This is a genomic window from Lampropedia aestuarii, from assembly GCF_004803635.1.
Taxonomy (GTDB): domain Bacteria; phylum Pseudomonadota; class Gammaproteobacteria; order Burkholderiales; family Burkholderiaceae_C; genus Lampropedia; species Lampropedia aestuarii.
Genome location: NZ_SSWX01000013.1, coordinates 1 through 25881, shown reverse-complemented (window position 1 = coordinate 25881; position 25881 = coordinate 1). Strand labels below are relative to the sequence as shown.

At 56.8% G+C, this 25881-nt stretch carries 19 protein-coding genes, 1 pseudogene and 2 riboswitches; of the genes and pseudogenes, 10 read left to right on the top strand and 10 right to left on the bottom strand.

Translation table 11 applies throughout. From position 1 onward, the window contains the following. Nucleotides 1-83 precede the first annotated feature (83 nt). Nucleotides 84-857: an AraC family transcriptional regulator gene (locus tag E8K88_RS10800; RefSeq protein ID WP_136406684.1), complete on the bottom strand. Its 774-nt coding sequence runs from the start codon at nt 855-857 to the stop codon at nt 84-86. 203 nt (nt 858-1060) lie between these two features. Between E8K88_RS10800 and E8K88_RS10795 the strand changes: the two genes are divergently transcribed. Continuing rightward, on the top strand, nt 1061-2305 hold the full coding sequence (locus E8K88_RS10795) for an MFS transporter (protein WP_136406683.1): 1245 nt from the start codon (nt 1061-1063) through the stop codon (nt 2303-2305). Between the two features lie 11 nt (nt 2306-2316). Here E8K88_RS10795 and recG read toward each other — a convergent pair whose 3' ends face one another. The 7 genes from recG to E8K88_RS10760 all read right to left on the bottom strand — a co-directional run bounded on the left by recG (nt 2317) and on the right by E8K88_RS10760 (nt 8546). Next, a complete protein-coding gene (recG, locus tag E8K88_RS10790) occupies nt 2317-4533 on the bottom strand; it encodes an ATP-dependent DNA helicase RecG (RefSeq protein WP_136406682.1) in 2217 nt (738 codons plus the stop codon). Nucleotides 4534-4611: 78 nt separating this feature from the next. After that, a complete protein-coding gene (gene yfiB, locus E8K88_RS10785) occupies nt 4612-5121 on the bottom strand; it encodes an outer membrane lipoprotein YfiB (protein WP_136406681.1) in 510 nt (169 codons plus the stop codon). 40 nt (nt 5122-5161) lie between these two features. After that, on the bottom strand, nt 5162-6409 hold the full coding sequence (gene dgcN / locus E8K88_RS10780; RefSeq protein WP_136406680.1) for a diguanylate cyclase DgcN/YfiN: 1248 nt from the start codon (nt 6407-6409) through the stop codon (nt 5162-5164). Beyond that, nucleotides 6406-6993: a regulatory sequestration protein YfiR gene (yfiR, locus tag E8K88_RS10775; protein WP_136406679.1), complete on the bottom strand. Its 588-nt coding sequence runs from the start codon at nt 6991-6993 to the stop codon at nt 6406-6408. The genes dgcN and yfiR overlap by 4 nt, the downstream gene beginning before the upstream one ends. A 152-nt stretch (nt 6994-7145) precedes the next feature. Then, nucleotides 7146-7658 carry a glutathione peroxidase gene (locus E8K88_RS10770; RefSeq protein WP_136406678.1) on the bottom strand — a complete coding sequence of 171 codons (513 nt, stop codon included), beginning with the start codon at nt 7656-7658 and terminating at the stop codon, nt 7146-7148. A gap of 11 nt (nt 7659-7669) precedes the next feature. Then, nucleotides 7670-7951: a YfhL family 4Fe-4S dicluster ferredoxin gene (locus E8K88_RS10765; RefSeq protein ID WP_136406677.1), complete on the bottom strand. Its 282-nt coding sequence runs from the start codon at nt 7949-7951 to the stop codon at nt 7670-7672. A gap of 46 nt (nt 7952-7997) precedes the next feature. Then, the gene (locus tag E8K88_RS10760) at nt 7998-8546 is read right to left on the bottom strand and encodes a DUF2946 family protein (RefSeq protein WP_136406676.1); all 549 of its coding nucleotides are present in this window, start codon (nt 8544-8546) and stop codon (nt 7998-8000) included. Between the two features lie 274 nt (nt 8547-8820). Here E8K88_RS10760 and E8K88_RS10755 point away from each other — a divergent pair, with 274 nt between their 5' ends. Then, a complete protein-coding gene (locus E8K88_RS10755) occupies nt 8821-10197 on the top strand; it encodes an anti-phage deoxyguanosine triphosphatase (RefSeq protein WP_136406675.1) in 1377 nt (458 codons plus the stop codon). Between the two features lie 30 nt (nt 10198-10227). Here E8K88_RS10755 and E8K88_RS10750 read toward each other — a convergent pair whose 3' ends face one another. After that, nucleotides 10228-12705, bottom strand: coding sequence for a mechanosensitive ion channel domain-containing protein (locus tag E8K88_RS10750; RefSeq protein WP_136406674.1), 2478 nt, complete (start codon nt 12703-12705; stop codon nt 10228-10230). Between the two features lie 374 nt (nt 12706-13079). Beyond that, complete coding sequence (locus E8K88_RS10745) at nt 13080-15158, bottom strand: DNA repair helicase YoaA (protein WP_240754468.1); 2079 nt, start codon at nt 15156-15158, stop codon at nt 13080-13082. Between the two features lie 234 nt (nt 15159-15392). Between E8K88_RS10745 and E8K88_RS10740 the strand changes: the two genes are divergently transcribed. From E8K88_RS10740 to E8K88_RS10705, 8 genes and pseudogenes are all read left to right on the top strand, one after another. Beyond that, nucleotides 15393-16211 (top strand): PP2C family protein-serine/threonine phosphatase, encoded by an 819-nt coding sequence (locus E8K88_RS10740; RefSeq protein ID WP_136406673.1) that lies wholly within the window; start codon nt 15393-15395, stop codon nt 16209-16211. A 286-nt stretch (nt 16212-16497) separates the two neighbouring features. Further along, on the top strand, nt 16498-17256 hold the full coding sequence (gene zapD, locus E8K88_RS10735) for a cell division protein ZapD (protein ID WP_205880069.1): 759 nt from the start codon (nt 16498-16500) through the stop codon (nt 17254-17256). 338 nt (nt 17257-17594) lie between these two features. Continuing rightward, complete coding sequence (locus E8K88_RS10730) at nt 17595-17798, top strand: DNA gyrase inhibitor YacG (RefSeq protein ID WP_136406672.1); 204 nt, start codon at nt 17595-17597, stop codon at nt 17796-17798. 227 nt (nt 17799-18025) lie between these two features. After that, nucleotides 18026-18895: pseudogene (accD, locus tag E8K88_RS10725) on the top strand (acetyl-CoA carboxylase, carboxyltransferase subunit beta); the annotation flags it as partial. A gap of 460 nt (nt 18896-19355) precedes the next feature. Then, nucleotides 19356-19466, top strand: a riboswitch (glycine riboswitch). A gap of 12 nt (nt 19467-19478) precedes the next feature. Beyond that, nucleotides 19479-19617, top strand: a riboswitch (glycine riboswitch). Nucleotides 19618-19665: 48 nt separating this feature from the next. Then, nucleotides 19666-20808, top strand: a complete 1143-nt coding sequence (gene gcvT / locus E8K88_RS10720; RefSeq protein ID WP_136406670.1) for a glycine cleavage system aminomethyltransferase GcvT — start codon at nt 19666-19668, stop codon at nt 20806-20808. Nucleotides 20809-20968: 160 nt separating this feature from the next. Next, nucleotides 20969-21343, top strand: a complete 375-nt coding sequence (gcvH, locus tag E8K88_RS10715; protein ID WP_136406766.1) for a glycine cleavage system protein GcvH — start codon at nt 20969-20971, stop codon at nt 21341-21343. 149 nt (nt 21344-21492) lie between these two features. Continuing rightward, nucleotides 21493-24372: an aminomethyl-transferring glycine dehydrogenase gene (gene gcvP, locus E8K88_RS10710; protein WP_136406669.1), complete on the top strand. Its 2880-nt coding sequence runs from the start codon at nt 21493-21495 to the stop codon at nt 24370-24372. Nucleotides 24373-24621: 249 nt separating this feature from the next. Beyond that, on the top strand, nt 24622-25680 hold the full coding sequence (locus E8K88_RS10705) for a TerB family tellurite resistance protein (RefSeq protein ID WP_136406668.1): 1059 nt from the start codon (nt 24622-24624) through the stop codon (nt 25678-25680). Nucleotides 25681-25881 lie beyond the last annotated feature (201 nt).

The window sequence follows — 25881 nt, the reverse complement described above, 5'->3', positions numbered from 1 at the left end:
TGCTAGGCGCAAACAAGCGCATTACTGCGTTGCCCGTTTTGCTCATACAGACGTAGGAGCGGCAACAGGCAAGACGCTTGGCATTATTGGTAGAAGTCGGAAGGCGGCAGGCCAAAGTGCCGCTTGAACATGGCCGAGAACGCACTGGGGCTGGCATAGCCGCAGTCCATCGCAACGCTGATCAGCTTTTGCCCTTTGGCCATTTTTTGCAGTGCATGTACCAAGCGTGCTTGCTCGCGCCATTGTGCAAACCCCATGCCCAACTCTTTGGCAAACAAACGGTGCAGGGTGCGCTCGGCCACGCCTATCTGGGCCGCCCATTCCGCAGCACTGGACGAATCGGCAGGTGAAGCCATCAAGGCCTGGCAAATACGCGCTAGTCGCGCATCCGAAGGCATAGGCAAATGCAAAGCCATGGTGCTTGAGACACGCAACTCATCAACCAGCAAGGCCAGTAAACGGGTGTGTCTCTCATCCAGCACTTGCGTCAGAGAAATGCAGGAAGCGGCCACCAACAACTCACGCAGTAGCGGCGAGACATTGATCACACAGCTGTTGGCTGGCAACTGCGGAATTTTTTGCACATCAATGTAGGCGGTGCGCATCAACACCTGGCCCGACATCACCACGTTGTGCCGCATGCCTGCCAGCAGCCACAAAGCCCGATTGGGCGGCACGACCCATGAGCCTATGTCTGAGTGCACCAGCATCACCCCACTGGTGGCATACAACAACTGGCCCTTGCCATGCTGGTGCCAGCCGGTCGAGGCACCGCTTGGCCAGGCACTCTCCATGACCACCAGCGCGCGCGGCGAATGGTCATAGGGCGCTGATTTGAGTGCGTCTTGGTGAGCCATGGCAGGAATGCGACAGATTATGGCAGTTTGGCGAGCGACTGACTTTAGCACAGCATTTATGCTCCACCCCGCAACCTGCTATTGCCTCCGTTGCCTTGGCGACGGCGGCGCGCCGGTCAAGCGCGCTGTACCACCGCTGCGCCTGGCCAGAGCAAACAACTGCACACTGCATTTACAAGACCGCCTTTGTTGAATTGACTCCAATGACCGCACATACTGCCGAAACGCCCACTGACGCTATCACCACAGCGGCTACGGCGGCCCCACCGCCCCCAAGCAGCACTTCGCACCATGGTTTTTTACTGCCGATCGTCGGCGCTGCAGCCATCGCGCACCTGCTCAACGACGCCATTCAGGCGATGCTGCCAGCGATTTTTCCGCTGCTCAAAACCAATTTCGCCCTCTCTTATGCAGAAATTGGCTTGATCGCCTTGGTGTACCAACTCACTGCCTCGATCCTGCAACCCTGGATCGGGCTGCACACCGACAAATACCCGAAACCGTATCTGCTGCCCTCAGGCATGGTTGCGACCTGCATCGGTATTGGCGTGCTGGCAATTGCGCCAAACTACGCCATATTGCTGCTTGCAGCGGCCATTATCGGCATTGGTTCGGCCACTTTCCACCCGGAGGCCTCGCGCATTGCCAGACTCGCCTCGGGTGGGCGTTTTGGCACAGCACAATCGACCTTCCAGGTTGGCGGCAATGCCGGCTCGGCCATTGGCCCGTTGCTGGCGGCAGCGATCATCATTCCGATTGGCCAAAAAGGCGCGGCCTGGTTCATGCTGGTGGCCGCATTGGCGGTTGCCGTTCTCTACCGCATGACCTTGTGGGTCATTGCCCATGGCAGCCACCGCAGCCAGGTTTTGGCCAAACAACACGTCGCAGGGCTTGATCGCCACTTAGCGGTGCGCGCCATTGTGGTGATCTGCATTTTGATGTTCACCAAGTTCATCTACATCGCTTTGTTTACCAACTTCTTCACCTTTTATTTGATTGAGCGCTTCCATGTGAGCGTGCAGCAAAGCCAGCTGTTCCTGTTCGTGTTTCTGGCCTCGGTAGCCATTGGCACGTTTGCTGGCGGCCCTGTCGGTGACCGGATTGGCCGCAGAGCGGTGATTTGGACCTCGTTCCTGGGGGTGATTCCTTTTGCGCTGCTCTTGCCCCACGTCAACTTGTTCTGGACTGCGGCCTTGTCGATTGGCATTGGTCTGGTCATGTCTTCAGCTTTCGCGGCGATGGTTGTCTACGCGCAAGAAGCCGCACCAGGTCGTGTGGGCATGGTCTCTGGGCTGATGTTTGGCCTGATGTTTGGCATCAGCGGCATTGGCGCAGCCGGTCTTGGTGTGTTGGCCGATATGAAGGGCATCGTCTGGGTTTACCAGGTCATGGCCTGGGTGCCGCTGCTGGGGCTTGCAACGTGCTGGCTGCCTAAGAAAAGCAGCTAAGCCGCGCTTTCCTAAGCTTTCAAATAATCCCAGCGCCCACCCAACCAGCGCTGCATATGCTCCTCGGCCAAATGCGGATGGTCGCGCAGCATCAGCGGCGCCAGTTCTCTGGCCCATTCGAGCAAGTGCTGGTCAGCCTCCAAATCGGCAAAACGCAGCAAGGCTGCGCCCGACTGGCGCGCCCCCATGAATTCGCCAGGACCGCGAATTTCGAGGTCGCGCCGGGCAATCTCAAAACCATCATTGGTTTGCGCCATGGCCCGCAAGCGGTCTTTGGCCGTGTCACTCAACTTGCCACTGTCGCCCGTCGAATACAGCAAAATACACGCGGATTTGGCACTGCCGCGCCCCACCCGGCCTCGCAGCTGGTGCAGTTGCGACAGGCCAAAACGCTCGGCGTGCTCGACCACCATCAGCGAGGCATTGGGCACATCCACCCCGACTTCAATCACGGTGGTAGCGACCAAAATGCCCAACTCACCGGCCGAAAAACGGTCCATCACTTCCTGTTTTTGCGCAGCGGGCATGCGCGAATGCAATAAGCCCATCTGGATCTGCGGCATGGCTGCTTGCAAATCCTCGAAGGTCGCTGTGGCGTTGGAGAGGTCCAGCGCTTCGCTCTCCTCAATCAACGGGCAGACCCAATAGGCTTGCCGGCCTTGTGAAACTTGATGCTGCAAGCGCTCAATCAATTCATCGCGGCGGCTGTCAGCAATCAGGCGCGTGACTACCGGGCTGCGTCCTGGTGGCAGCTCATCAATCGTTGAGACACTCAAGTCAGCGTAGTAAGTCATTGCCAGGGTACGCGGAATCGGCGTGGCCGACATCATCAGCATATGCGGCTCCAGCGCCTCTGACTGCGCGGTCTGCACCGAGTCGGCCAACGCCGTGGGCGCTTCAGAAACAGTCCCAGCTGCAGTGGCTTCTGCCGCACTCGTGGCTGAGGCATTTTTGCTGCGCTGGCGATCGCGCAGGCTCAGGCGCTGCTCCACACCAAAGCGGTGCTGCTCATCGATGATGACCAAGCCCAAGCGGTCAAACTCCACATTCTCTTGAATCACCGCATGCGTGCCAACCACCAAGGCCGCCTCGCCGCTTTGCACCAAGGCCAGCATGTGCTCGCGGGCTTTTTTCTTTTGCGCGCCAGCCAGCCAGGCCACTTGTTTGCCACGTGCAGCCAGCAATGGACTGAGCCAGTCCGAGAGCTTTCTGAAGTGCTGCTCAGCCAGGATTTCAGTGGGAGCCATCAACGCACACTGCCAGCCCGAATCCATGCATATACAGGCAGCCATCGCTGCCACCACGGTTTTGCCAGAGCCCACATCGCCTTGCAGCAACCGGTGCATTGGTCGCTCAAGCGCAATGTCTGCAGCGATTTCTGCCACTACGCGTTGCTGCGCTTTGGTCAAATCAAAGGCAATTTGGCCTAGCAACTGCTCATGCAAGGCCAACTGGCCTGGCTGGCGAACTGGCGTGAGTGCAGGGGCGGCAAACTGCTCACGCAGCTGGCGCACTCGCCACTGCGACAGCTGCTGTGCCAGCAACTCTTCGACTTTGAGCCGCTGCCATGCCGGATGGCTTTGGTCTTCCAGGGTCTGGATCGCCACTTCTGGCTGCGGATGGTGCAAGAACTGCAAGGCCTGCTGCAGAGGCCACCAGCGCTGGACATCGGACAGTCCCGGCTGGGCCAATACCGGAGGCGGTCCAATCGCCCGCCACACCGGCTCAGGCAAGGTTTCTTGCAAACGCGTGCGGTGCAAGGCAGTGACAATCATGCGCCGCAAGTACGCTTGCGGCAAACCTTTGCCAACAGGGTAAACGGGCGTGAGTGAGGTGGGCAAAGGCGCATCGCTTTTGCGCAATTGGGGATGCACCATTTGCTTGCCCCAAAACCCGCCACGCACCTCGCCTTGGATACGCAGCACCGCACCAATGGCCATGCTTTTTTGCTGTGACGGGTAGAAATTCAGAAAGCGCAGCTGGCACTGGCCAGTGCCATCTTCCACCACCACCACCAATTGGCGGCGAGGCCGCAGCTGCACCTCGTTGGAGACCACGGTCGCTTCAATTTGCGCCATCTGCCCATCGCGGGTTTTTGCAATTGGCGTGATGCGGGTTTCATCCTCATAGCGCAGTGGCAGGTGCAATACCAAATCAATATCGCGCAACAAGCCCAGCTTGTCCAAGGCTTTGCGAATCGCTGGATTCATGGCGGAAGATCGTGTCATGACCGCATTATTGCGCCTGCAGCCACCTCTCAGCGAAGAAGCAGGCCAATTAGAGCTTGTTCAGCCAAGCTCTGCGCTTTACTGGACGTTGCTGACAATCATGGAGACACGGCGATTCATCGCGCGGCCCTCTTCGGTTGCATTGTCGGCAATTGGGCTGGTCACACCCAAGGCTCGGGTCTGAATCCACTCAGCATTAAAGCCCTCTTCCTGCATCGCTGCTGCAACCGCCTTGGCACGCTTATCGGAGAGCTCCAGGTTGTATTGCGCATTGCCTTGGTTGTCGGTATGGCCATCCAAGCGCACACGGTTCACACCCACAGTGAGCAGCACGTTGGTCAACCGCACGACAACTGCCTTCATCTCTGGCGTGGCAACAGCAGAGTCGGTCGCAAACAGCAAGCGCCCACTCAAATCCGTTTGCATACCATCGTCCACGATGCGAAAACCTTCTTGCTCCAACGCGGCGACTTGGGCGGCAGTGAAACCAGCGTGGCCAGGTGCTGGCGCAGTTTGGCAGGCCGCCAGAATCAGTGCGCTGCCCAGAACAGCCGCACTGCGTGCTAAAAAATGTCGCTTAGTACCCATTGCAATTCTCCAAAAATACGCTTTGAATCATACTGATGTATTAAGTGACAATTTCCTCCGGGGCCTGAATTTTTCGTTTCATTGAGTACATTTCAGCATCCGCCATGGCCATCAAGCCGCCTAAATCGCGGCTGTCTTCTGGATACATGGAGGCCCCAACACTGATGGACAGCTGCACCTCTTGCTTGTCCTTGAGCAGCGAAAAACCATCAACGGCGCGAACGATCTTCTCGGCAATGAACCGCACGCTCTCGCGATCGTGTACACCAGCAATAAGAATCACAAACTCATCGCCGCCGGTACGAATGATGGCGTCCGATTTGCGCACAATGGCTTTGATGGTTTGTACCAAACTTTTCAGCACCTGATCGCCCAGCGCATGACCATACCGGTCGTTGATTTGCTTAAAGTCATCGCAATCGATTGCAAGCAGTGCAAACCCAACGCCCGCACGCCCAGTCTCTTGAACTGCTTGTGCAAATAGCGGCTCGAGCTGCCTTCGGTTGGCCGCTCCTGTCAAAGCATCGTGTTCAGCATGGTAGGCCAGTTGTGCCTTCTCGCCTTCCAGCTTGCTTTGCCAACGCTCGACTTCACTGATCAGGCTATTGATGTCGCACCCCAATGCATCGAGCTCGGCGATGTGTGTGGCTGGAATGCGTTCATGAAAACTGCGCTCTTTGGCTATATGGCGCATCGTGTCTGACAACTGCCCCCAAGGCTTGGAGAGCCGCGACTGCAATCTGCGCGCGACCATCGTGGCCACTCCCGCACTGAACAAGAGCGCCAGCAGCAACAGCAGCACACCAGCGGCCAAAAAACCAATCAAGGTATTGCCCTGAATGCGCACAGTCACGCGGCCAATCGTCTGGCCCTGATGCACTATCGGCACAATGACTGGTTGCTCAATCACCAGGCTTGAGAGGCGGTTGGCCAGCACTGACGCTGGGCGCAGGTCACTGAACGCACCCAGCGCTGTGCCGTTCACATCTTCGACCACGGCCTCGAGCAAGCCCTCTGGCTCGGCAATCGAGTCAATGATTTGCTGCACCTCTACCTTGTCGTTAAAAACCATCGCGGCTTCGACGTTATAGGCCAAGGTCCTGGCCAGCAGTTGCAAGTACATGTCTGCGTAGCGGCCAATCGTCCACATGCCTGCACCCATCATGCACAAGCTGGTGATCAACACAATAATCAGCGCACCTTTGAGATGTGTGCGGCGAATCAAGCGTCGCAAACTGGTCATGGGTGTGGCGGAGCCAGGGTCTGCATCGGCTAGCGAATGGTTCATGGCCCTTCCCGCCCCATGCGCAGAACCTGTGGATTCACCCGCAATGTACTCAGTGACATGGCCTCAAGATTGGCTTGAAACGTGATTCTATTCACATTGCTGGTATCGATACAAAACAGCGAACCTTCATCACACACTGGCGAATTCTCAAGAATAGTCAACATGGGCTGTCTGCGCACCGCACCCAGCAAGGGGGTATGGCTTTTAGCAAAGTCGAGGCTGTAATACAACGCATCGCACGATGCCAACACCGTCTGTACGCTGGCATCGGCTTGCGCAACGGCATGCCATGTCTCGCGCCCCTGCAACTGGGGCACTTTCTCAAGTAAGACCGATTCAAATTGGCTTAGCGGCATCACGCAAAATGTGCGTGTGCGGCTTGGCTCGGGCCAATAGGTATAACCCAGCATCCCCACAACCACTCTGGCCAGTTGCAAACTGATGGCCGCAGGCTGCTCAGGCGCCGACTCTCGCACCAGTGCCAACTCCGCCACAGGAGCGTGCTGCGCAGTTTGCGCCGCTGCACTCAAGCCCGTGCAGACCAATGCCCCCATGAGCAAGCATTGTGCTGTACGAATGCGCATACGAGCCACATACACCAATTGGATTGCCTCTGCCGTGATTAAAAAAGGATTGTATTAACTCTCTGTCAAACCGCCGATGGAGTGCATCCAACAGAGACTCACAATTTAAACATGCATGCCAGCGAAAAGGTGGCACTGCGCGCATAAATATTTTAGGAGTGCAAAGCTGTCTCAACCGCGCCCGCCAAGTGCTCAGGTTTGGTCAATGGGGCATACCTGGCCAGCACCTGGCCTTGCCGATTGAGCAAAAACTTGGTGAAATTCCACTGAATACGGCGATTGCCAAACAGCCCGCGCTGCTGCTGACCCAGCCACTGAAACAGCGGATCTGCACCTGCGCCATTGACATCCAGCTTGTCCATCACAGGGAACGTCACGCCATAGTTGCGCTTGCAAAAGCTGGCAATGCCCGCATTGTCCAGCGGCTCTTGCCGCCTGAATTGGTTGCAGGGAAAGCCCAGCACCACCAGCCCTGCTTGGCGGTAGTTCTGCCAAAGCTGCTCCAAGCCTGCCAATTGCGGCGTAAAGCCACATTGGCTGGCGGTGTTGACGATCAGCAGCACCTGCCCTTGATGCGCGCGCAATGCATAAGCCTCGCCATTGCGGTGTGTGACAGTGAAGTCAAACACCGATGTGGCTTCAGGGTTCGCAGACCTGGCGCTCATGGGGGCTCCCTTCAAACGCCGCCGTGGGCAGCAGCGGCGTCAGACTGCGCCGCTTGCAGGCGTTGGAATTTTTGCCAGAGCGTTTCTTTGGATTCCAGGTGCTCGGGATTGACCGGAATACAAGCCACTGGGCAGATTTCCACACATTGCGGCGTGTCAAAATGGCCCACGCATTCGGTGCACTGCTCGGGCGCGATGACGTAGTAGTCCTCACCCATCGAAATGGCATCGTTGGGGCACTCAGGCTCACACACATCGCAGTTGATGCACTCATCTGTAATCATCAAAGCCATAACCAGGCACTTTCGTAATGGGGGTGCTGCCGCTTACTACAGCAGCTCAACGCGCATCAGCTAGAGCGGCCTGCTCCAGCGCCAACGGACTCAACACAAAGCCATGGGCAGCGGGCAAATCGGCACTGTTGACAGCACTGGGCTGCCAGGCGCTGTGCTGCTCCAAATGGTCGCTGAAACACAGCATGTCCAAACTGTGCAGCAAGCCCAGTCCGACATTCGTGTCAATGAAAACACGCCCCAGCTCGTCTTCAAAACTATGGACAAACAGCGCATCCAAACCAGTGTGTGTCGTCAATGCGCCACTGGCATCCATGCGAATCACCCATGGCGCAGCTTCCAACTCCACAAACACACGCTGCGGCCCATTTTGAAAATACCAGCGCCCCAACCCATCCTTGCTGTAGTTGCGCCCAATGAACTCAGCCAGCTTCTCATGCTGCAGCTGGGCCCCTTTGGAGGCAGGAAAAGCCCCTGCCTGCTGCACTGCGTCATCGCGCATAAACCAATGGCCTCGTGCATCAAGCCCGAGCCAGCCAGCACATGCCGGCACATTGGGCCATTTGAGCATGGCCTGTTTGACTATTTCATCCATGCCGCCATTGTGCCAAGTGCAAGGCGGCTTGGCAAAAAGCGCTACAAAACACCTTGCGCCTTCTGTGCCAAAAGTAGTGCATGGCCATTGTTTGGAATGTGCCAGCCCGCCGCACGCCCTGCCGAATGTCTCAAGTGCCTTTATCAGAGCCGCACCCCCTCCTCTCTACGCAGTCGCCCAAGGCACAAAAAGGCAGTGCAAGGCGCCTGCGTAGAGATGATCAACAGGCGCACGGGCCCCTACAATCCACTAGACACACGGGAAGGAGTCAACGATGGCCACAGGCAAGACCACGTCCACCAGCGCGTATGACGAACGCTGGACCGAGCGCAAACGCAAAACCGATGAAGGCTACACCAGCCCACGCTTTCAAACCACGCCCGATCACCAGCGCAGCGAGGCGCAATACCAGCGTGACCGGGCGCGCATCATCCATTGCGCGGCATTTCGGCGTCTGCAGTCCAAAACCCAAGTGTTGAATTTGGGCGAGAGCGATTTCTACCGCACCCGACTGACCCATTCGTTGGAAGTGGCGCAACTGGGCTCTGGCATTTGCAGCCATTTGCTGCAGACTCAGCCGCAATGGCGCGACTGGATTGCACCTGCCATGCTGATGGAGGCCATTTGCCTGGCCCATGATCTGGGCCACCCGCCATTTGGCCACGGCGGTGAAACCGCGCTCAATAGCATCATGCACGCGCATGGCGGCTTTGAAGGCAACGGCCAGACCCTGCGCATTGCAATGAAACTGGGCGAGTATTCCGAGTCGCATGGCCTGGATTTGACCCGTAGAACCTTGCTGGGTGTGCTGAAGTACCCCAGTCTGCACCAGCGCATTGCCAGATACCCGAGCGCCAGCCAAACAAACCAGGCCCATCTGGTCAAACCACCCAAATGCCTGCACGACGAAGAAGCCGACGCACTGGCATGGCTGCTGGCGCCTTTTAGCCCATCCGACCAGGCCCTGCTGCAACACATAGACTTTCCTGCGCAAACCGATCAGCATGGCACAACCCGCTACAAAGGCTTTGACACGTCCATCATGGAACTGGCCGATGACATTGCCTACGGCGTGCATGACCTGGAAGATGCGGTGGCCTTGCGGCTGGTGACACAAGCCCAATGGCAAAGCGCAATTGCTGACAAAGCCGCCGCAATTGAGTGGCCCCATGCCAAGGACCAGGCTGAATGTGCGCAATTGCTGGCCTTTGCCAGTCAGCAGCTGTTCCTCGAAGGCGACAAGCCGCGCAAACACGCGATCAGCCGCATCGTGCATTTCTTGATGGAGCGTATCCACATTGAGCACCAGCAGCTGTTTGAATCCGACCTGCTGAACCTGCAAGCGGTGCTCGACCCTGGTGCCGAGCAACTGCTGAAATTGCACAAAGACTTTGTGATGCAGTGTGTGATTTTGCGACCACAAATCCAGGAGCTGGAATTCAAAGGCCAGCAAATGATCAGGCAGTTGATGCACGCCCTATTGCAACACCCCACCCGCCTGCTGCCATTGGAGCAGCAGCAATTGCTCGAGCAAGGCCATGGTTTGCACCGCACGGTCTGCGACTATGTGGCCAGCATGACCGACTTGGAAGCGACGCGCCGTTACAGCCGTTTGTTTGCCCCCAATGTCGGCTCAGTGTTCGCGCCATAGCACTTTGTCGCTGCGCACGCAGCCATCGGCTCAGGTGCTCTTGGTCTCATTGCCCCCTTCTTGCAACGGCTGGCCTTCGTCGTCGTTGATGCGCTCCATTTCGTTGCCCAGCACGTCTTCCGGGCGGTCTTGCCGCCTGCTGCGGCGAAGATGCCGTGGTGTGTGCCCTGCTGCAGGGCTGTTCTCTTGCGGCTCAGCGTCTGGGTCGTAGCGTGACCAGCGCATCGGAGGTGCATCGCCATTTTTGTTCTGGCCAAAATACACCACGGTTTGCGGATAAGGCAGCTCGATATTGGCCGCATTGAAGTGTTTTTTCACCAAGCGGTTAAAGCCGCGCTGCACGGCCCACTGCAAGCCCGGTTTGGTTTTGATCAGCACACGAATCGTAAAGCCGCGCTCATTCAAGGACGTCACACCGGGAATGGTCATGTCTTCCAGAATTTCAGGCGCCAGCACTGGGTCCTTCTTAAGTTCCTTGAATGCCTGCTCCAGGTGGTACATCGCGTCGTCCACACTTTCACGGTAAGCCACCGTGTACTCGCCCAGATGGTAGGAGAAGTCCCGCATGTGGTTAGTCACCGTGTCCACCGAAGAAAACGGAATCAAATGGAAAGCGCCATCAAGCGTTCTAAGCCCCACTGAGCGAATCGTGATGCGCTCGACAGTGCCAAAAATACCGGCAATTTCCACCACATCGTTTTGGTTCATGCCATTTTCAATCTGGATAAAAATGCCGTTGATGATGTCCTGCACCAGTTTTTGAGCGCCAAAGCCAATAGCCAGGCCTGCCACACCGGCACCTGCCAGCAAAGGCGCAATATTGACCCCCAGCTGAGACAGAATCACCATGATCGACATGGCGATGATGAGCACCAACAGTGCGTTGCGCAGCAAAGACAGCAAGGTGCGCACGCGTGCGGACGTCGCCTGCGCACTGTTGTGCTGTTCGGTCATGCGCTGCTCAATCAAGCTGGCCAAGACAGTCCACACCAACAAGGCCAGCGCCAGGACCAGCACCACTTGCGCAACCGCACTAATGAGGTGCTGGCCTGACGGCGAACTCACCCATGCCATCACATCAAACACACCCCACGCATGCAATAACAACAAACAGGCCGACAGCAGCACAAAAGTGCGTGTGATGCGCAAGAAAAACGGCACATAGGTATTGAGCCGCGCCTCCAGCATGGGCATGCGCTGACTGGCTTTTTTCGACACGCCAATATGCCGTGCAATCAGCGTGCTGAGAAAATTCGACACCAGCAAGCCAATCGCGATGATGATGACCGAGTCAAACGACGCCTTGATCATAAATGGCAAGGCCCCGTCTGGGTCCAGCTGGCTGATCACAAACAAGACCGTGAAATAAGCCAAAGCCCACCAGTGCCAGCTGAAGGCCAGCAGCCGCAGCAGCGTGCTTAAAAATGCCGTGGAGCAATGCCGCGCCTTGCGTAGTACATAAATTTTGACCTCGCGGCGCTTGCGCCAAATACGGCCTATCGCGTAGATGTACACCGCCAGCATCACCAACAGACCAACGATGGTGCCCACCGCCGGTGAGAACGCCACCTTGGCCAGGGGCCCTGCAATTGCAATGCAGTATCCGGTGACCGTGACCAAATGCGACAACCAACTGGTCCAATAAGCCGCGGCCTTGGTGGGCACATCCAGCAGCCGCAGATGCACGTAACGCGGCGCAAAAATCAGTCGAAGCATGGCCTTGATCACCTCGACCACGAAGAAAGTTTTAAGAAAGGCCGCATCCAACTGCGTGGCCAGCTCACCTGGCTCGCGCAACAAGGCACTGACCGCCACGCCAGCTGCGGTTGCCGCCAGCACGGCAGCCAGATCAATCAAGAGTCCGCCAAACATCACCCAGGCGCGCTGCTTGAACGAGTACGCGCTTTGCTTGCCAGACTGGGGCGGCTGTTGCAGTGGGTTGAGCCAATCGTCCATGCGCCTATAGCAAATCGCTGCGAGCCGACGCAACACCCAAAAGATGCCCAAAGCAGCCAGCAAGACGCCCACAAAGGGCATCAAAGCCGTCCACCACTGCTGCCAGGTGAGATGCATGCCCTCTTCCTGACTCAACTCTTTGATTCCCTGAATCGTCTGATCCACAGTCGCAGCGAACTCATTGGCCAGGCCTTGCGCATAACTGATGGCCCAATGGCTGACAGCGGCAGGCAATAAATTGTGCTCTTGTTCGGCCTCTTGCGCTGCGACCTGCCTGAGGTGCGCAATCAATTTGGTGCGTGTGGCCTCATCCTCCAGCATATCGGCGAGCAAGGCCGCCGAGGCGGCGTCTGCAGGCGCAGCGGCTGGCGGAGCCGCTGCGGCAGTTGGTTCAGCCAGCGCCTGCAAGGGGCTTTGGGCAGCCGCCTGTGGCTGCAGCAACAAGCCCATGAGCACGCACAACACGCACAGCAAACTCAGCAGCCAGCGCTGCGGTGCTGAAGCTTGGCCGGTCGTGCCAATCGATGGATTTGCGGTAGATAAAAAACGCACAAGAAATTCTTTGCAAGATGCAGGCGCTAACTGCTAACTGCTAACTGCTGACTGCAGGCATGGCTTGATCAGGCCCAGTCTAAAAACCAAATGCCTGTGCGCGTGCGGCGCCCAAGAACGTCAATACGCCCTCATAATAAAAGTAGCGCAAAGTCTATCGGCAATTTCCCAGAAAAACCAGCACACTGGCGGGCATGACCGCGCTGCGCATGCGGCTGAAAGCAGGCTCCATGAGCCATGCCGATTGGACGTTTATTCGTCAATCCGTGCAGTTTCAATCATCAAACTGCAAAGACCTTGAAAGGGATGCGAAAACATGTAACAGCTCCATACGGGGCCGTTTATTTTTACACGGCACAAAACACGACGGCCGCTTAGCCTGTGCCTGCCAATCGACTGGCTGCCAAACGCTTGACGGCCTCGCTGAAATTGGCCGCGCTGCGCATTCTGGACATCGGCGGCAGATTCGCCAGCAACTGGCGACCATAGCCCTTCTCCACCACGCGCGGGTCACACAGCACCAAAATGCCTTTGTCGGACTCGGTGCGAATCAAACGCCCCGCACCCTGCTTCAAGGCAATCGCGGCCTCGGGCACGAACAAGCGCGCAAATGCACTTTGGCCGGACTCTTCGTATTTGCGCGCCTTGGCTTGAATCAGCGGGTCGTTGGGCGGCGGGAAGGGCAGCTTGTCAATGACCACCAGTTGCAAGGCGTCACCTGGCACATCAAAGCCTTCCCAGAAAGTGGCCGAGGCCACCAGCACATAGCCTTTGTCCGGCTCGGGTTCGCGAAAACGCTCCATCAGCCTCTGCTTGGACATTTCACCCTGTATCAAGACCTCGACCGCATCGGTCGCCAGCAGCTCCTCACGCAGTGCATCGCCAATCAGGCGCAGGGCTTTGAGGGTGGTTGTCAGCACCAAGGTTCGCCCACCCAGGGCTTGCGCGCCTTGCGCTGCGAGCGCGGCAACGGCGCGGCCGTGTGCGCCGACCTCTTTGGGGTCAGGCATGTCAGAGGGCACGTACAGCACCGATTGCTTGCTGTAGTTGAAGGGGCTGGGCACTTGCAGCACTTGCGCACCTTCCAAGCCGCAAGCTTGTGTGAAATGGCTCAGTTGCGGATCGGCGCCCAAGGTGGCTGAGGTAAAAATCCAGGCATGGCTTTGCGCCTCAGTGGCTTCTGCGGCCTTGCGTGCAGCCGGCTTTTCTGCGCTTGCATCTGCGGCATCGGCCACATCCGCGGTCGCCTCTGCCGCGGCCAAACCCCAATGGGTGCGCATATCGCCAGCGATATCGAGCGGACTCTCGACCATGCGAATTGTCACCCCGCCCAACTCAACCCAGCGCACCCGACCAGCCCGCGGTCTGGTTTGGAACAGCTGTGCTTTTTGCCGGTGCAGCTGGCAGCGCTCGTGCAGCCGGGCCAGCTCGGGAGCCGAAGCGGCGACCGGCTGCAGCGCATCTTCGAGCGCCTGCAAGCTACTGGCCTGCTCTTGCAGGGCGGCCTGCCAAGCGTCGGCCTTGACCCGCTCAGGCGCATCCAGGCCCCAGCTCAGGCGGATATTCGTGCCCTCGCCCAGGCAACGCATCCAGCGCTTGCAAGCCTCATCGACCTGGTAGACCAATTGCGCCCAATCGCCCAGGCCTCGCGCGAGCTTATTGCCGGTGCGCAGTGTTTCGCGGGCGAAGTCCATCAGCTGCGAGTTGCTCCATTGCTCACCGAGAAAATTCACACCGGTTTCATTGAATTGGTGGGCCTCATCAACAACCACCGCACGCACACTGGGCAGTAACTCGGCCATGCCGGTCTCGCGCACCTGCATGTCGGCAAAAAACAAATGGTGGTTGATCACCACCAAGTCCGCCCCCAAGGCCTCTCGGCGGGCTTTGTTCACATAGCACTGCGTAAAACTCGGGCACTGGGCACCCAAACAATTCTCGCGCGTGGACGTCACCAGCGGCAAATGCGGCGAGCGCTCGACAAAACCGGGCATCTCGCTCATATCACCCGTCACTGTCGTGGTCGCCCATTGGCGCACCTGGCCAATCCAGCGCACCTCGGCTGTGCTTGCGCCATCAAGCTCAGACTCAGCCAGCTCCAGGCGGTATGGGCATAAATAGCTATTGCGGCCTTTAAGCAAGGCAGCATTCAAAGAAATACCCAGCGCTTTGCGTAAGAATGGCAGATCTCGAAAATAAATCTGGTCTTGCAATGCCTTGGTAGCAGTAGAGACCAAAATCCGCTCGCCGCTGAGCAAAGAGGGAATCAAATAGGCAAAAGTCTTGCCCACGCCAGTACCGGCCTCGACCACCAGTGCGCCGCCATCTTGCAGTGTGCGCGCAACGGCCTGCGCCATTTGGAGCTGGCCTGCACGCGGGCGGTAATTCGGGTTGGCTGCAGCCAGAGCGCCGTGCTCAGAAAACGTGCTCGCCGTAAGCTCTGGCAATTGCATTTCAATCATCAATCACAAAAAATCTCTAAGACAGCGCTGCTCTAAGCAAAAACGAAAATGGCTGTACAGTGCAATTGCAGCTACATTGCATGCACTTGGCATTTGTTAGAGCTGCCAATCCACCACTGCCTGTTATTCTTAAGGGAAAGCCCCTTGAAGGGCCTGCCCACACGGCAGCGTGTTGCCCATCATACCGTTTCAGCCACTTTGCTTGAACCAACCCACTGCAAGTCCATGAGCAATAGTTTCCGCTTGACAGCCGCTACCGGGCTGCACAAAGGTGATCGCCAATACCAGCAAGACCAAGTGGCGATTTTGCAGCATCCGAGAAATCAGGACTGCGTCTTGGCCGTGATCGCGGATGGCATGGGCGGGCGCAGCGGTGGCCGCAAGGCAGCCGACCAGGTACTGCTGACTGCCAAACAACTGCTAGAACGCTTTGACCCACAAACCGACGAGCCCAGCGCATTGCTGCAAAACATTGTCAAAGAAGCGCATTTGGTGATCCGTCTGACGGCCATCTCAGCAGAGCAAGAGCCGCACAGCACGATTGCCGCTTTTCTGATCACACCCCAAGGCCAGTGCTTTAGCGTGCATGCAGGAGATTCACGCTTCTACCATTTCCAATCGGGGCGCCTGGTGTTTCGCACCAAAGACCACTCTTATGTGCAAAGCCTCATCGACAGTGGCGAACTTTCCGAAGAGCAAGCCGAAGGCCACCCAAGCTCTAACATGCTGCTGGGCTGCCTGGGCACAGAGGTCGATCCGCCTGCGCCGATTCATGCGGTGAGAAAACTGGCTCCTGGTGATGCCTTTCTGGCATGCAGCGATGGCCTGTGGGCCTACTTTTCCCCGTCGGAGCTAGGACAGACCGTGCACATGTTGACCGCCAAGGAAGCGGCGATGTTTTTGGTCAGCAAAGCACGTGAGCGCGCTCAGGGGTTGGGCGACAATCTATCGGTCGTCATTTTCAAGCTCGAGCCTTTGATAGAACAAGAAAATGTAAAAGCACGCGAGTCACTGCACAAGGTCAATCCAGGCTTGGCGGTCTGAGCCATTGGCAGCGAGGCTCCATCGGGTCAATAAAGCGCTTGGCGCTGCTTAACAATCGCTTTGCATGAGTGCACTGGCCATGCTGCCTTTGTTGCATAATCAAAAATGAATTGTTTCTTGAATTTTCTGTTTCTTTCTATAAAAATCAAACAATTGCTTGGCATGCATAAAGCCTCCCTGAGAATACGCAGATGAAGCATGCTGAGCGGAGACTTGGAAACTCCTATTTTGGCAAGCCCACACAGGCTTGCAACCTTTCTAGTTGCCTCAGCAGGACCGCATCAGAGTGATACTTTACGAATACCCATTCAATGAGCGCATTCGCACATATTTGCGTCTCGAATACCTGCTTTTGCGCCTGCAGGAGCTGCTCGCTCGCTCAGACACCTGTGACCACCAGTACGCGCTACAAACCATTTTTGAAGCGGTTGATGTGGCCAGTCGTACCGACCTGAAAACCGACTTGCTCAAAGATTTGGAGCGCCAGCGCACGGCAATGCAAATCTACAAAGACTATCCAGACATAGACCACGGCGTGCTGGATCGCATTTTTAGCCGCATTGATTACTGCGTTAAAAACCTCAACCTGCTTGCAGGCAAGCCAGGCCAGGCCATCATCGAGAATGAGTGGCTCAACACCATTCGCAGCCGCATGGCTATCCCCGGCGGCACCTGCAACTTTGATCTGCCACTGTTTCACCACTGGAAGCACAAACCCTCGGCCACACGCTTGCGCGATTTAGAGACTTGGGCCAATAGCCTGACACCTGTGGCCGATACGGTGTTTTTGCTGCTCAAACTCATCCGCGATACTGGCACAGCCCACCGCGTCGCTGTCTCTCGAGGCCAATTCCAGCAAAACCTGCCCGCTACTCGCGGCTTCCAGCTGCTGCGCTTGTGGATTGACCCGCGCGATGACGTCACTCCTGAGATCAGTGCCAACCGTTTATTGATCTCTGTGCGTATGATGGAGCCCAATTTAGAAGGCAAATCGAGCCAAACTTATAAAGACTTGTCGCTCGAAGTTGCCATCTGCGGCTTGTAAGAGCCTGTTCAAAGTCTCCACGCAGACCGCGTTGGAGCCCAAAAGGATACGATGCGCGGCAAAAACCGCAGTCGGGCTATCTGCCCGGCGAGGATTTTTAACAAAGCAGCGTGCCTTTTAGGCTCCAACCCAAAGGGCAAGGCACAAAAAAGCGCATTACTGCGTAGCCCGTTTTGCTCATACAGAGGTATGCGCTGCAACAGGCGTCTTGTACTGCCTCTTTTTTGTGCCTTGCGCGACTGCGTCGAGACTTTGAATAGGCTCTAAGAGCCTGATTACGCTCTAACAATATTCCACGCAGCCATGGCCTATATCTTGTGGCTGCTTCAGCATATTCCATGGTCCATTCCGAATCTTCCGTTTCTTCAGCAACTGTTGTTCCTTGCCCGCAGTGCCAGCAGCCCTCTGTTTTTGCGCCCAGTAACCGCTGGAGGCCGTTTTGCAGTGAGCGCTGCAAGCTCATCGACATGGGCGCGTGGGCCAGCGAATCCTTTCGCATCCAAGCTACCCCCCCGGCACTGGATGAAGGCACAGAATCTTGACAAAGAGCTGCGCCGAATGCAGAAAATCCGCACGCAGCAGAAATTGACTACAATCGCAGACCGGCTTTAACGCTGCAAGCTCCCTCTACCTTGTTGAAGTGAGGGGTGAGTACTGATCGTCATAAGCCCACTCTGAGGCCAAGGCAGCGAGTCGTACAAAGCTTGCTAACGGCTGTGTTATTGAACATTCGCGGTCCCAAAGACTGCCCAACCCCTTCCATTCACGCATGTCCTGGCTTGACAAAATAATCCCATCACGACTGATTCGCAGCGCCGAATCTACTGCGCGCCACCAGATTCCCGAAGGATTGTGGTCAAAATGTCCTGCATGTGAAACCGTTTTGTACCGCGCAGACCTGGAAAAAAACCAAAATGTCTGCCCACATTGCGGCTCCCACCAACGCATTGGCGCGCGCATGCGCCTCAATGCCTTCCTCGATCCGGAAGGCCGCTACGAAATCGGCCAGGAAGTCACGCCGGTCGATTCGCTGAAATTCAAAGACAGTCGCAAATACCCCGACCGTCTCAAGGAGGCCAACAAAGCCACCAACGAAACCGAAGCGCTGGTCACCATGGGCGGTCAGCTCATGGGCTTGCCTGTGGTTGCGGCGTGCTTTGAATTCAACTTCATGGCCGGCAGCATGGGCAGTGTGGTCGGTGAGCGCTTTGTGCGCGCTGTGCAAGCTGCGCTGCACAAAAAAGTGCCATTCATTTGCTTTACCGCCACTGGGGGTGCACGCATGCAAGAAGGCTTGCTGTCGTTGATGCAAATGGCCAAAACCAATGCAGCCCTGACCCAGTTTGGTCAGCAAGGTCTGCCTTTTATCAGCGTGTTGACCGACCCTACGATGGGCGGCGTCAGCGCCAGCTTTGCCTTCATGGGCGACTTGGTGATTGCTGAGCCCAAAGCCCTGATTGGCTTTGCCGGCCCACGCGTGATTGAATCGACCGTTCGCGTGAAGCTGCCTGAAGGCTTCCAACGTGCTGAGTTCTTGCTGGAAAAAGGGGCGATTGACATGATCGTCGACCGCCGTGAGCTGCGCCACACAATTGCACAAAACCTGGCAATTTTGACGCACCATAAAGCCCTGCCAGCGCAAGAAATGGGCACTTTGGTTGGCGCCGGCAACGCTGCCCCAACCACAGAGACTGCCAATGACAAAATGGCAGCCAAGTCTGCAGCGAAAAGCGCCCCGAAGTCGCTCTGAGATCAACTGGCGCCTGCAACAGCCATAGCAGCTGACATCAGGCACTAAGCATCGCAAAAGGCCTCAGCAATTTCTGGGGCCTTTTGCTTGTGGCTGTATGCATTCAACAAAAACTCCCAAGTCTGTTGCGCGCATTAGATATAACTAAAAATATTGTTTTTTAACCTCAAATAATTAATAAAAGATAAAAGATAGTAAATATTCCCGCGCCCCACTCGATTCACCAGGCACTTCGACGCAAATACGCATGCAATCTGCCAACGCTGCCTGCTTGTTGAAATGCTGATTCAAAAAAACCTGCACGGCACGCTATAAAACGCTGTGAGCCAGTGCAGAACATCACTACAATCACAACCTGTCAGGAGAGAGTGGGCACTGCATTGCTGATGCAGCAGCACCGCCGCCGAAGGCGCAGGGCCAATAACCCCAAACGCTCAGGCAAAAGGACTGACAAACGTTTGTGATTGCACAAACGCCCCCCGTTGGAGAGAGTTGGTTCGCATCCACGCAAGCTGCAACCAGCCACCGAAGGAGCAAAACCAAATGTGTCAAATGCACTTGCACGACGCATTTGGTTGAATCTCTCAGGTAAAGAGGACAACAGGGTCTCCCCACCGCAGCCGCACGCTGTGGTGCTTTATGTATTGGAGATCCTTGCCATGACTACCTCATCCAACATCGCCACGACTGCGCTACTGCATACCCCACTGCATGCCCTGCACCAAGAACTGGGCGCACGCATGGTGCCTTTTGCCGGCTACGCGATGCCCGTTCAATACCCAGCCGGCCTGATGAAGGAGCATTTGCATGTGCGTGAAAAGGCAGGCTTGTTTGACGTCTCGCACATGGGCCAACTGCGCTTATCAGGCCCAGATGCCGCCGCCGCACTTGAGAGTCTGTTGCCAGTCGATGTGATCGGCCTGGATCTGCACAAACAGCGCTATGGCTTGCTGCTCAATGACGACGGTGGCATTTTGGATGACCTGATGTTCGTCAACCGTGGCGATGACCTGTTCTTAATCGTCAACGGTGCTTGCAAAGCCGCTGACATTGCCTGGATTCAAGCCCGCATCGGCCAGATCTGCACCGTCACCCCCATGCCAGAGCAAGCGCTGCTGGCCTTGCAGGGCCCAAGCGCTGTGCAAGCCTTAGAAGCACTGGTGCCAGGCGTGAACAAGCTGGTCTTCATGACCGGTGGCGCCTTTGCCTGGCAGGGCCAGTCGCTCTACATCACCCGCAGTGGCTACACCGGTGAAGATGGTTTTGAAGTGTCCCTGCCTGCTACGGCAGCCCAAGCCTTTGCGCGTGCACTGCTGGCGCAGGATGGCGTCATGCCCATTGGCTTGGGTGCACGCAATTCCTTGCGACTCGAAGCCGGTTTGTGCTTGTATGGCAACGACATCGACACCAGCAGCACGCCAGCGCAAGCCTCGCTGAACTGGGCTATCCCCAAAGTGCGTCGCTTGGGTGGCGAGCGCGCCGGCGGCTTTCCGGGCGCAGACAAGGTACTGGCAGAAATCGACCAACCCAGCACCCTGCCGCGCAAACGCGTCAGCTTATTAGGGCAAGAGCGTGTGCCGGTGCGTGAGCACACTGAGTTGCACAATGCACAGGGCGAGCGCGTGGGCGAAGTCACCAGCGGCCTGCTCTCCCCTTGCCTCGACAAGCCCATTGCGATGGCCTATGTCCCGCTGGAGTATGCCGCTGCAGGCACCGTGCTCTATGCGATGGTACGCGGTAAAAAAATACCCATGGAAGTCACTAGCGGGTCCTTCGTGCCAGCACGCTACTACCGCGGCTGAGCCGCGCTCAACGCCCCCTTGGGCTGCTGCCAAAACGCCATTGAACCTGCCAGGGCTGCTTGCCCTGGTCTCCAAGTTGGCTACAGTGGCAGCTGTGCTCTCGCACAATTCGAACAGGGACAGCCGTCCCATTCCTTGTCTTACTAACCGGAGCCTCATGATGAGCCTGAAATTCTCCCGCGATCACGAGTGGGTCGACGTCAGCAACCCCGATTCCGCCATTGTTGGCATCACCTTGCATGCGCAAGACGCACTGGGCGATGTGGTGTTTGTGGACTTGCCCGAGGTCGGTGCCAGCTTCAAACAAGGCGATGTTGCTGGTGTGGTTGAGTCTGTCAAAGCCGCAGCCGACGTGTACATGCCTGTTGACGGTGAAATCGTTGAAATCAACGAAGCCCTGCGCGACGATCCGAGTCTGGCCAATACAGCACCACTGGCCGAAGGCTGGTTCTTCAAAGTCAAACTGGCCGTGCCCAGTCAGCTCGACGACTTATTGGATGAAGCCGCCTACGAGGCCTTTGCCAAAGAGGCCTGAGCTGCACTGCCAGAGCTATCCCCACCGATAACTCTGTCCAGGTTGATGCGCTACTGGGGTGCATCACCCCTTAGCGGCTGCATTTGCCAGTCGCTGCATTGTTTTTATTTTGTTTGTTACTTTCTTTTTTGCGTCGCGGCGCCAAGACCATGCCTATGCAAGCTCAGACCACTCTCACCGATTTGGAAAACAGCACGGAATTCTGGCCGCGCCATATTGGCATTACCGAGCCTGATGCCAAGCATATGCTCGCAGCCATTGGCGCGGCCTCTGTGCAAACATTGATTGACAGCATCGTGCCTGCTTCAATCGCCCAGCGCGATGCGATGGCCTTGCCCGCACCAGTCACCGAGGTTCAAGCACTGGCCGAGATGCGCGCCATTGCGCAAAAAAACCAACGCCTCAAAAGCCATATTGGCCAAGGCTATTACGGCAACCATTTACCCGGCGTTATCCTGCGCAATGTGCTGGAGAATCCCGCTTGGTACACTGCGTACACCCCCTACCAGGCAGAGATCAGCCAAGGCCGCATGGAGGCCTTGCTGAACTTTCAGACCATGGTCACCGACTTGACCGGCATGGATATTGCCAATGCCTCGATGCTCGATGAGGCCACTGCTGCAGCCGAAGCCATGGCCTTGGCCAAGCGCAGCGTTAAATCCAAAAGCGCTGTATTTGTGGTCTCTGGCTATTGCCACCCCCAGACCATTGCCGTGTTGCGCACCCGCGCCACGCCACTGGACATTGAGATAGTACTCACACAAAGCCAAGAAGAATGGCACAACGCTTTGGCTCAACCGCACTTTGCGGCGCTGGCGCAGTACCCTGCCAGCATTGGTGGCGTGCATGATTACAGTGAAGCTGCTGCTGCCACACACGCACAGCAAGGCGCCTTCATCATGGCCGCCGACTTGCTGGCCCTGACCTTGCTGAAAAGCCCCGCGGAGATGGGTGCAGACATTGTCGTTGGCACCACACAGCGCTTTGGCATGCCGATGGGCGCTGGCGGCCCGCATGCCGGTTACATGGCCTGCCTGGATGCCTTTAAGCGCTCCTTGCCAGGCCGCTTGGTCGGCGTCAGTGTCGACTCGCACGGCAATCCCGCTTTCCGCCTGGCACTGCAAACCCGTGAACAACACATCCGCCGCGAAAAAGCCACATCCAACATCTGCACTGCACAGGTCTTGCCTGCCGTGATCGCCAGCATGTACGCCGTCTACCATGGTCCCCAAGGTCTGGCTCGTATTGCGCAACGCACTGCCCGCTTGACAGCCATACTGGCCAAAGGCTTGCAAGCCCTGGGCCAGAAGCTCTATGCCAGCAGCGCCTTCGATACCCTCACCGTACTCACCAACGATGCCACTGACAGCGTGTTGGCCGCAGCTGTTGCCCAAGGCGTGAACTTGCGTCGCGTCTGCGCGCAAAGCGTGGGCATTGCACTGGATGAAACCAGCACCCGCGCTGACGTTGAATTATTGCTGGGTCTGTTTGCCAAAACCCAGGCCACTCCAGACCTGAACCAACTCGATGATGGCCAAGACCTGATTCCCAAGGACTTACGCAGAAACAGTGCGTATTTGACACATCCGGTCTTCAATAGCCACCACTCTGAAACTGCAATGCTGCGTTATCTGCGCAGCCTCAGCGACAAGGACCTGGCGCTAGACCGCAGCATGATTCCGCTGGGCAGCTGCACGATGAAACTCAATGCAACCAGCGAGATGATCCCGATCACTTGGCCCGAGTTTGCCGATATCCACCCTTACGCACCTGCAGAGCAGCTGGCCGGCTATGCCGAGCTGGATGCGCAACTGCGCCAATGGCTGTGCAGCATCACCGGTTATGCTGGCGTCAGCTTGCAACCCAACGCAGGCTCGCAAGGTGAATACGCAGGCTTGCTGGCCATCAAGGCCTACCATGAAGCCAAAGGCGATACACAGCGCACGATCTGCTTGATTCCATCGTCAGCGCATGGCACCAACCCTGCCAGTGCGCAAATGGTGGGCTTGCAAGTCGTCGTCACCGCCTGTGACAAGCAAGGCAACGTCGATCTGGCTGACTTGCGCGCCAAATGCGAGCAATACAGCGATCGCCTGGCTTGTATCATGATCACCTACCCCAGCACCCATGGTGTGTTTGAGACCCAAGTGCGCGAAATTTGCGAACTGGTACACCAGCATGGCGGCCGCGTCTATGTCGACGGCGCCAACATGAATGCGATGGTTGGCTTGGCTCAACCTGGCCAGTTTGGTGGCGATGTCAGCCACTTGAACCTGCACAAAACCTTCTGCATTCCACACGGCGGTGGCGGTCCAGGCGTAGGCCCTGTATGCGTGGCTGCAGACCTGGTGCCATTCTTGCCCAGCACCTTGAACACACCAGGCAGCGTAGGACCGGTCTCTGCCGCGCCTTACGGCAATGCGGCGGTACTGCCTATTTCTTGGATGTACATCCGCATGATGGGCGATGCAGGCTTGCGTCAGGCCACGCAAACGGCGATCTTGAGCGCCAACTACATCAGCAGCCAATTGAAAGAACATTTCCCTACGCTGTACGCGAGCGAGAATGGCCGCGTAGCCCACGAATGCATTCTGGACCTGCGCCCGATCAAAGATGCTTGCGGCATCACCGCGGAAGATGTGGCCAAACGCCTGATTGATTATGGCTTTCATGCGCCCACACTGTCATTCCCAGTGCCTGGCACCTTGATGGTTGAGCCCACTGAAAGCGAAAGCCTGGCAGAGCTGGACCGTTTCATTGAAGCCATGGTGTCCATTCGCCAAGAAATTGCCCAAGTCGAAAACGGCACTTGGCCGCAAGACAACAACCCACTCGTGCATGCGCCGCACACTGCCGCGAGCTTACTGGTGGGTGATTGGACTGCGCCTTACTCCCGCGAGCAAGCCGCTTACCCGGTAGCCCGTTTGAAACAAAGCAAATACTGGTGCCCTGTAGGCCGTGTCGACAATGTCTATGGCGACCGTAATTTGTTCTGCTCTTGCTTGCCAATACAAGCTTATGAGGACTAAAAGCCTGCAGTGCGATTAGCAAAGACTTAGCTCAGCAGAGCTGCGCTGCCACAAACCCCGCTTATGTGTTGGACGACACATATCGCGGGGCTTTGATTATGATGGGCAGACACCAGTGGCATGGTGCAAAAAAGCACGCTGGTTTGAAACCAAATACACCAACTTCGATCACATAGTCTGTATCAAGACGCGCGCAGGACATGGCCACGCCAACGCCTGCCTGCACCCCGATTACACACCTTACCTACCATGACCGAACAAGAAGTACGTGCCATTTTGACCATCGCCTTGCTCGCAGCGTATGCTGACAGCGAGAAACATGCGCGTGAGCGTGAAGAGATTCGTCGCATAGCCGAAGGCTTGGTACAAAACGCAGACATCAATCTCCCATCACTCTACCAGGATGTCTTGCTCAAGCGCACTAATGTCGACCTCGCTGTTGCAGCACTGCAGTCAGATGAAAGCCGCGAACTGGCCTATGAAATGGCCGTCTGCGTTTGCGATGCCGATGGCTCAACCAGTAGCAAAGAACAAGCATTTTTGGAAAATCTGCGCGAAGCACTAGGCCTGAGCAAAAGCTTTGTGCATGACACAGAGCAACAAGCTGACACCTTAGTCAATGCCCCTTTGCAAGCTGCAAGTATGGCCTCAACCGCGACTGCAGCAGCTATGCCGAGCATCACCCAGGTCGCAGAGGACAGCACCAGCTACGCCAATGACGCACCCCACCCTGACTTGTCACTGCCTGGCACGGCCAACGCAGCCCGTGCAAGCACGCTGGATACACAAGCCATGGACAGCAAAATCCTGCGTGCCTCTGTCATCAATGGCGCGATTGAATTGCTGCCGGAGTCGCTCTCAACGATGGCCATCATTCCCCTGCAAATGCGGCTGGTCTACCAGATTGGGCAAAGCTATGGCTATGAACTGGACCGCGGCCATATTCGTGATTTCCTGGCGACCATCGGCGTGGGCATGACTTCCCAATATTTGGAGCAGGCGGGGCGCAAATTACTGGGCGGCTTGCTTGGCAAGGCAGGTAAAGGCATTCTGGGCGGCTTGGGCAAACAGGCTGTGAGCTCGGGCATGAGCTTTGCCTCGACCTATGCGCTGGGCCATGTAGCCAACCAGTACTATGCAGGCGGGCGCAGCATTTCTACGCAAATGCTCAAAGATGCCTATGCCCATGTACTCAAAGATGGTCGCTCGCTGCACAGCCAGTATCTACCGCAAATGCGTGAGCAAGCAAACAAACTCAATGCCAGCAGCATCATGTCGATGGTCAGCGGTAAAACCAGCGCTTTCTGATTGATTCGCAAGCCACACATGCACAGCAATGATCCAGGCAAGCATTTGAGTCTTAGCCTCTGAACATGGGAGCCAAATGGCTCCCATTTTTACGCCCGCATTACGCCCGCACTACAGGCAAACACAGCCCCGCTTCAGTTTAGCCATGACGAGAGCGCAAAACGCGATTCCAAAGCAAAACCCCCTGGCGGTTAGGCACAG

What these genes read in the sequence shown, in the direction of transcription:
- gcvT (WP_136406670.1), top strand. Translation starts at nt 19,666, where the DNA reads ATGACTACCTCATCCAACATCGCCACGACTGCGCTACTGCATACCCCA.
- E8K88_RS10800 (WP_136406684.1), bottom strand. Translation starts at nt 857, where the DNA reads ATGGCTCACCAAGACGCACTCAAATCAGCGCCCTATGACCATTCGCCG.
- E8K88_RS10770 (WP_136406678.1), bottom strand. Translation starts at nt 7,658, where the DNA reads ATGAGCGCCAGGTCTGCGAACCCTGAAGCCACATCGGTGTTTGACTTC.
- E8K88_RS10740 (WP_136406673.1), top strand. Translation starts at nt 15,393, where the DNA reads ATGAGCAATAGTTTCCGCTTGACAGCCGCTACCGGGCTGCACAAAGGT.
- gcvH (WP_136406766.1), top strand. Translation starts at nt 20,969, where the DNA reads ATGAGCCTGAAATTCTCCCGCGATCACGAGTGGGTCGACGTCAGCAAC.
- E8K88_RS10765 (WP_136406677.1), bottom strand. Translation starts at nt 7,951, where the DNA reads ATGGCTTTGATGATTACAGATGAGTGCATCAACTGCGATGTGTGTGAG.
- gcvP (WP_136406669.1), top strand. Translation starts at nt 21,493, where the DNA reads ATGCCTATGCAAGCTCAGACCACTCTCACCGATTTGGAAAACAGCACG.
- E8K88_RS10760 (WP_136406676.1), bottom strand. Translation starts at nt 8,546, where the DNA reads ATGGATGAAATAGTCAAACAGGCCATGCTCAAATGGCCCAATGTGCCG.
- recG (WP_136406682.1), bottom strand. Translation starts at nt 4,533, where the DNA reads ATGACACGATCTTCCGCCATGAATCCAGCGATTCGCAAAGCCTTGGAC.
- E8K88_RS10705 (WP_136406668.1), top strand. Translation starts at nt 24,622, where the DNA reads ATGACCGAACAAGAAGTACGTGCCATTTTGACCATCGCCTTGCTCGCA.
- E8K88_RS10755 (WP_136406675.1), top strand. Translation starts at nt 8,821, where the DNA reads ATGGCCACAGGCAAGACCACGTCCACCAGCGCGTATGACGAACGCTGG.
- E8K88_RS10730 (WP_136406672.1), top strand. Translation starts at nt 17,595, where the DNA reads ATGGTCCATTCCGAATCTTCCGTTTCTTCAGCAACTGTTGTTCCTTGC.
- yfiR (WP_136406679.1), bottom strand. Translation starts at nt 6,993, where the DNA reads ATGCGCATTCGTACAGCACAATGCTTGCTCATGGGGGCATTGGTCTGC.
- dgcN (WP_136406680.1), bottom strand. Translation starts at nt 6,409, where the DNA reads ATGAACCATTCGCTAGCCGATGCAGACCCTGGCTCCGCCACACCCATG.
- E8K88_RS10795 (WP_136406683.1), top strand. Translation starts at nt 1,061, where the DNA reads ATGACCGCACATACTGCCGAAACGCCCACTGACGCTATCACCACAGCG.
- E8K88_RS10745 (WP_240754468.1), bottom strand. Translation starts at nt 15,158, where the DNA reads ATGCAATTGCCAGAGCTTACGGCGAGCACGTTTTCTGAGCACGGCGCT.
- yfiB (WP_136406681.1), bottom strand. Translation starts at nt 5,121, where the DNA reads ATGGGTACTAAGCGACATTTTTTAGCACGCAGTGCGGCTGTTCTGGGC.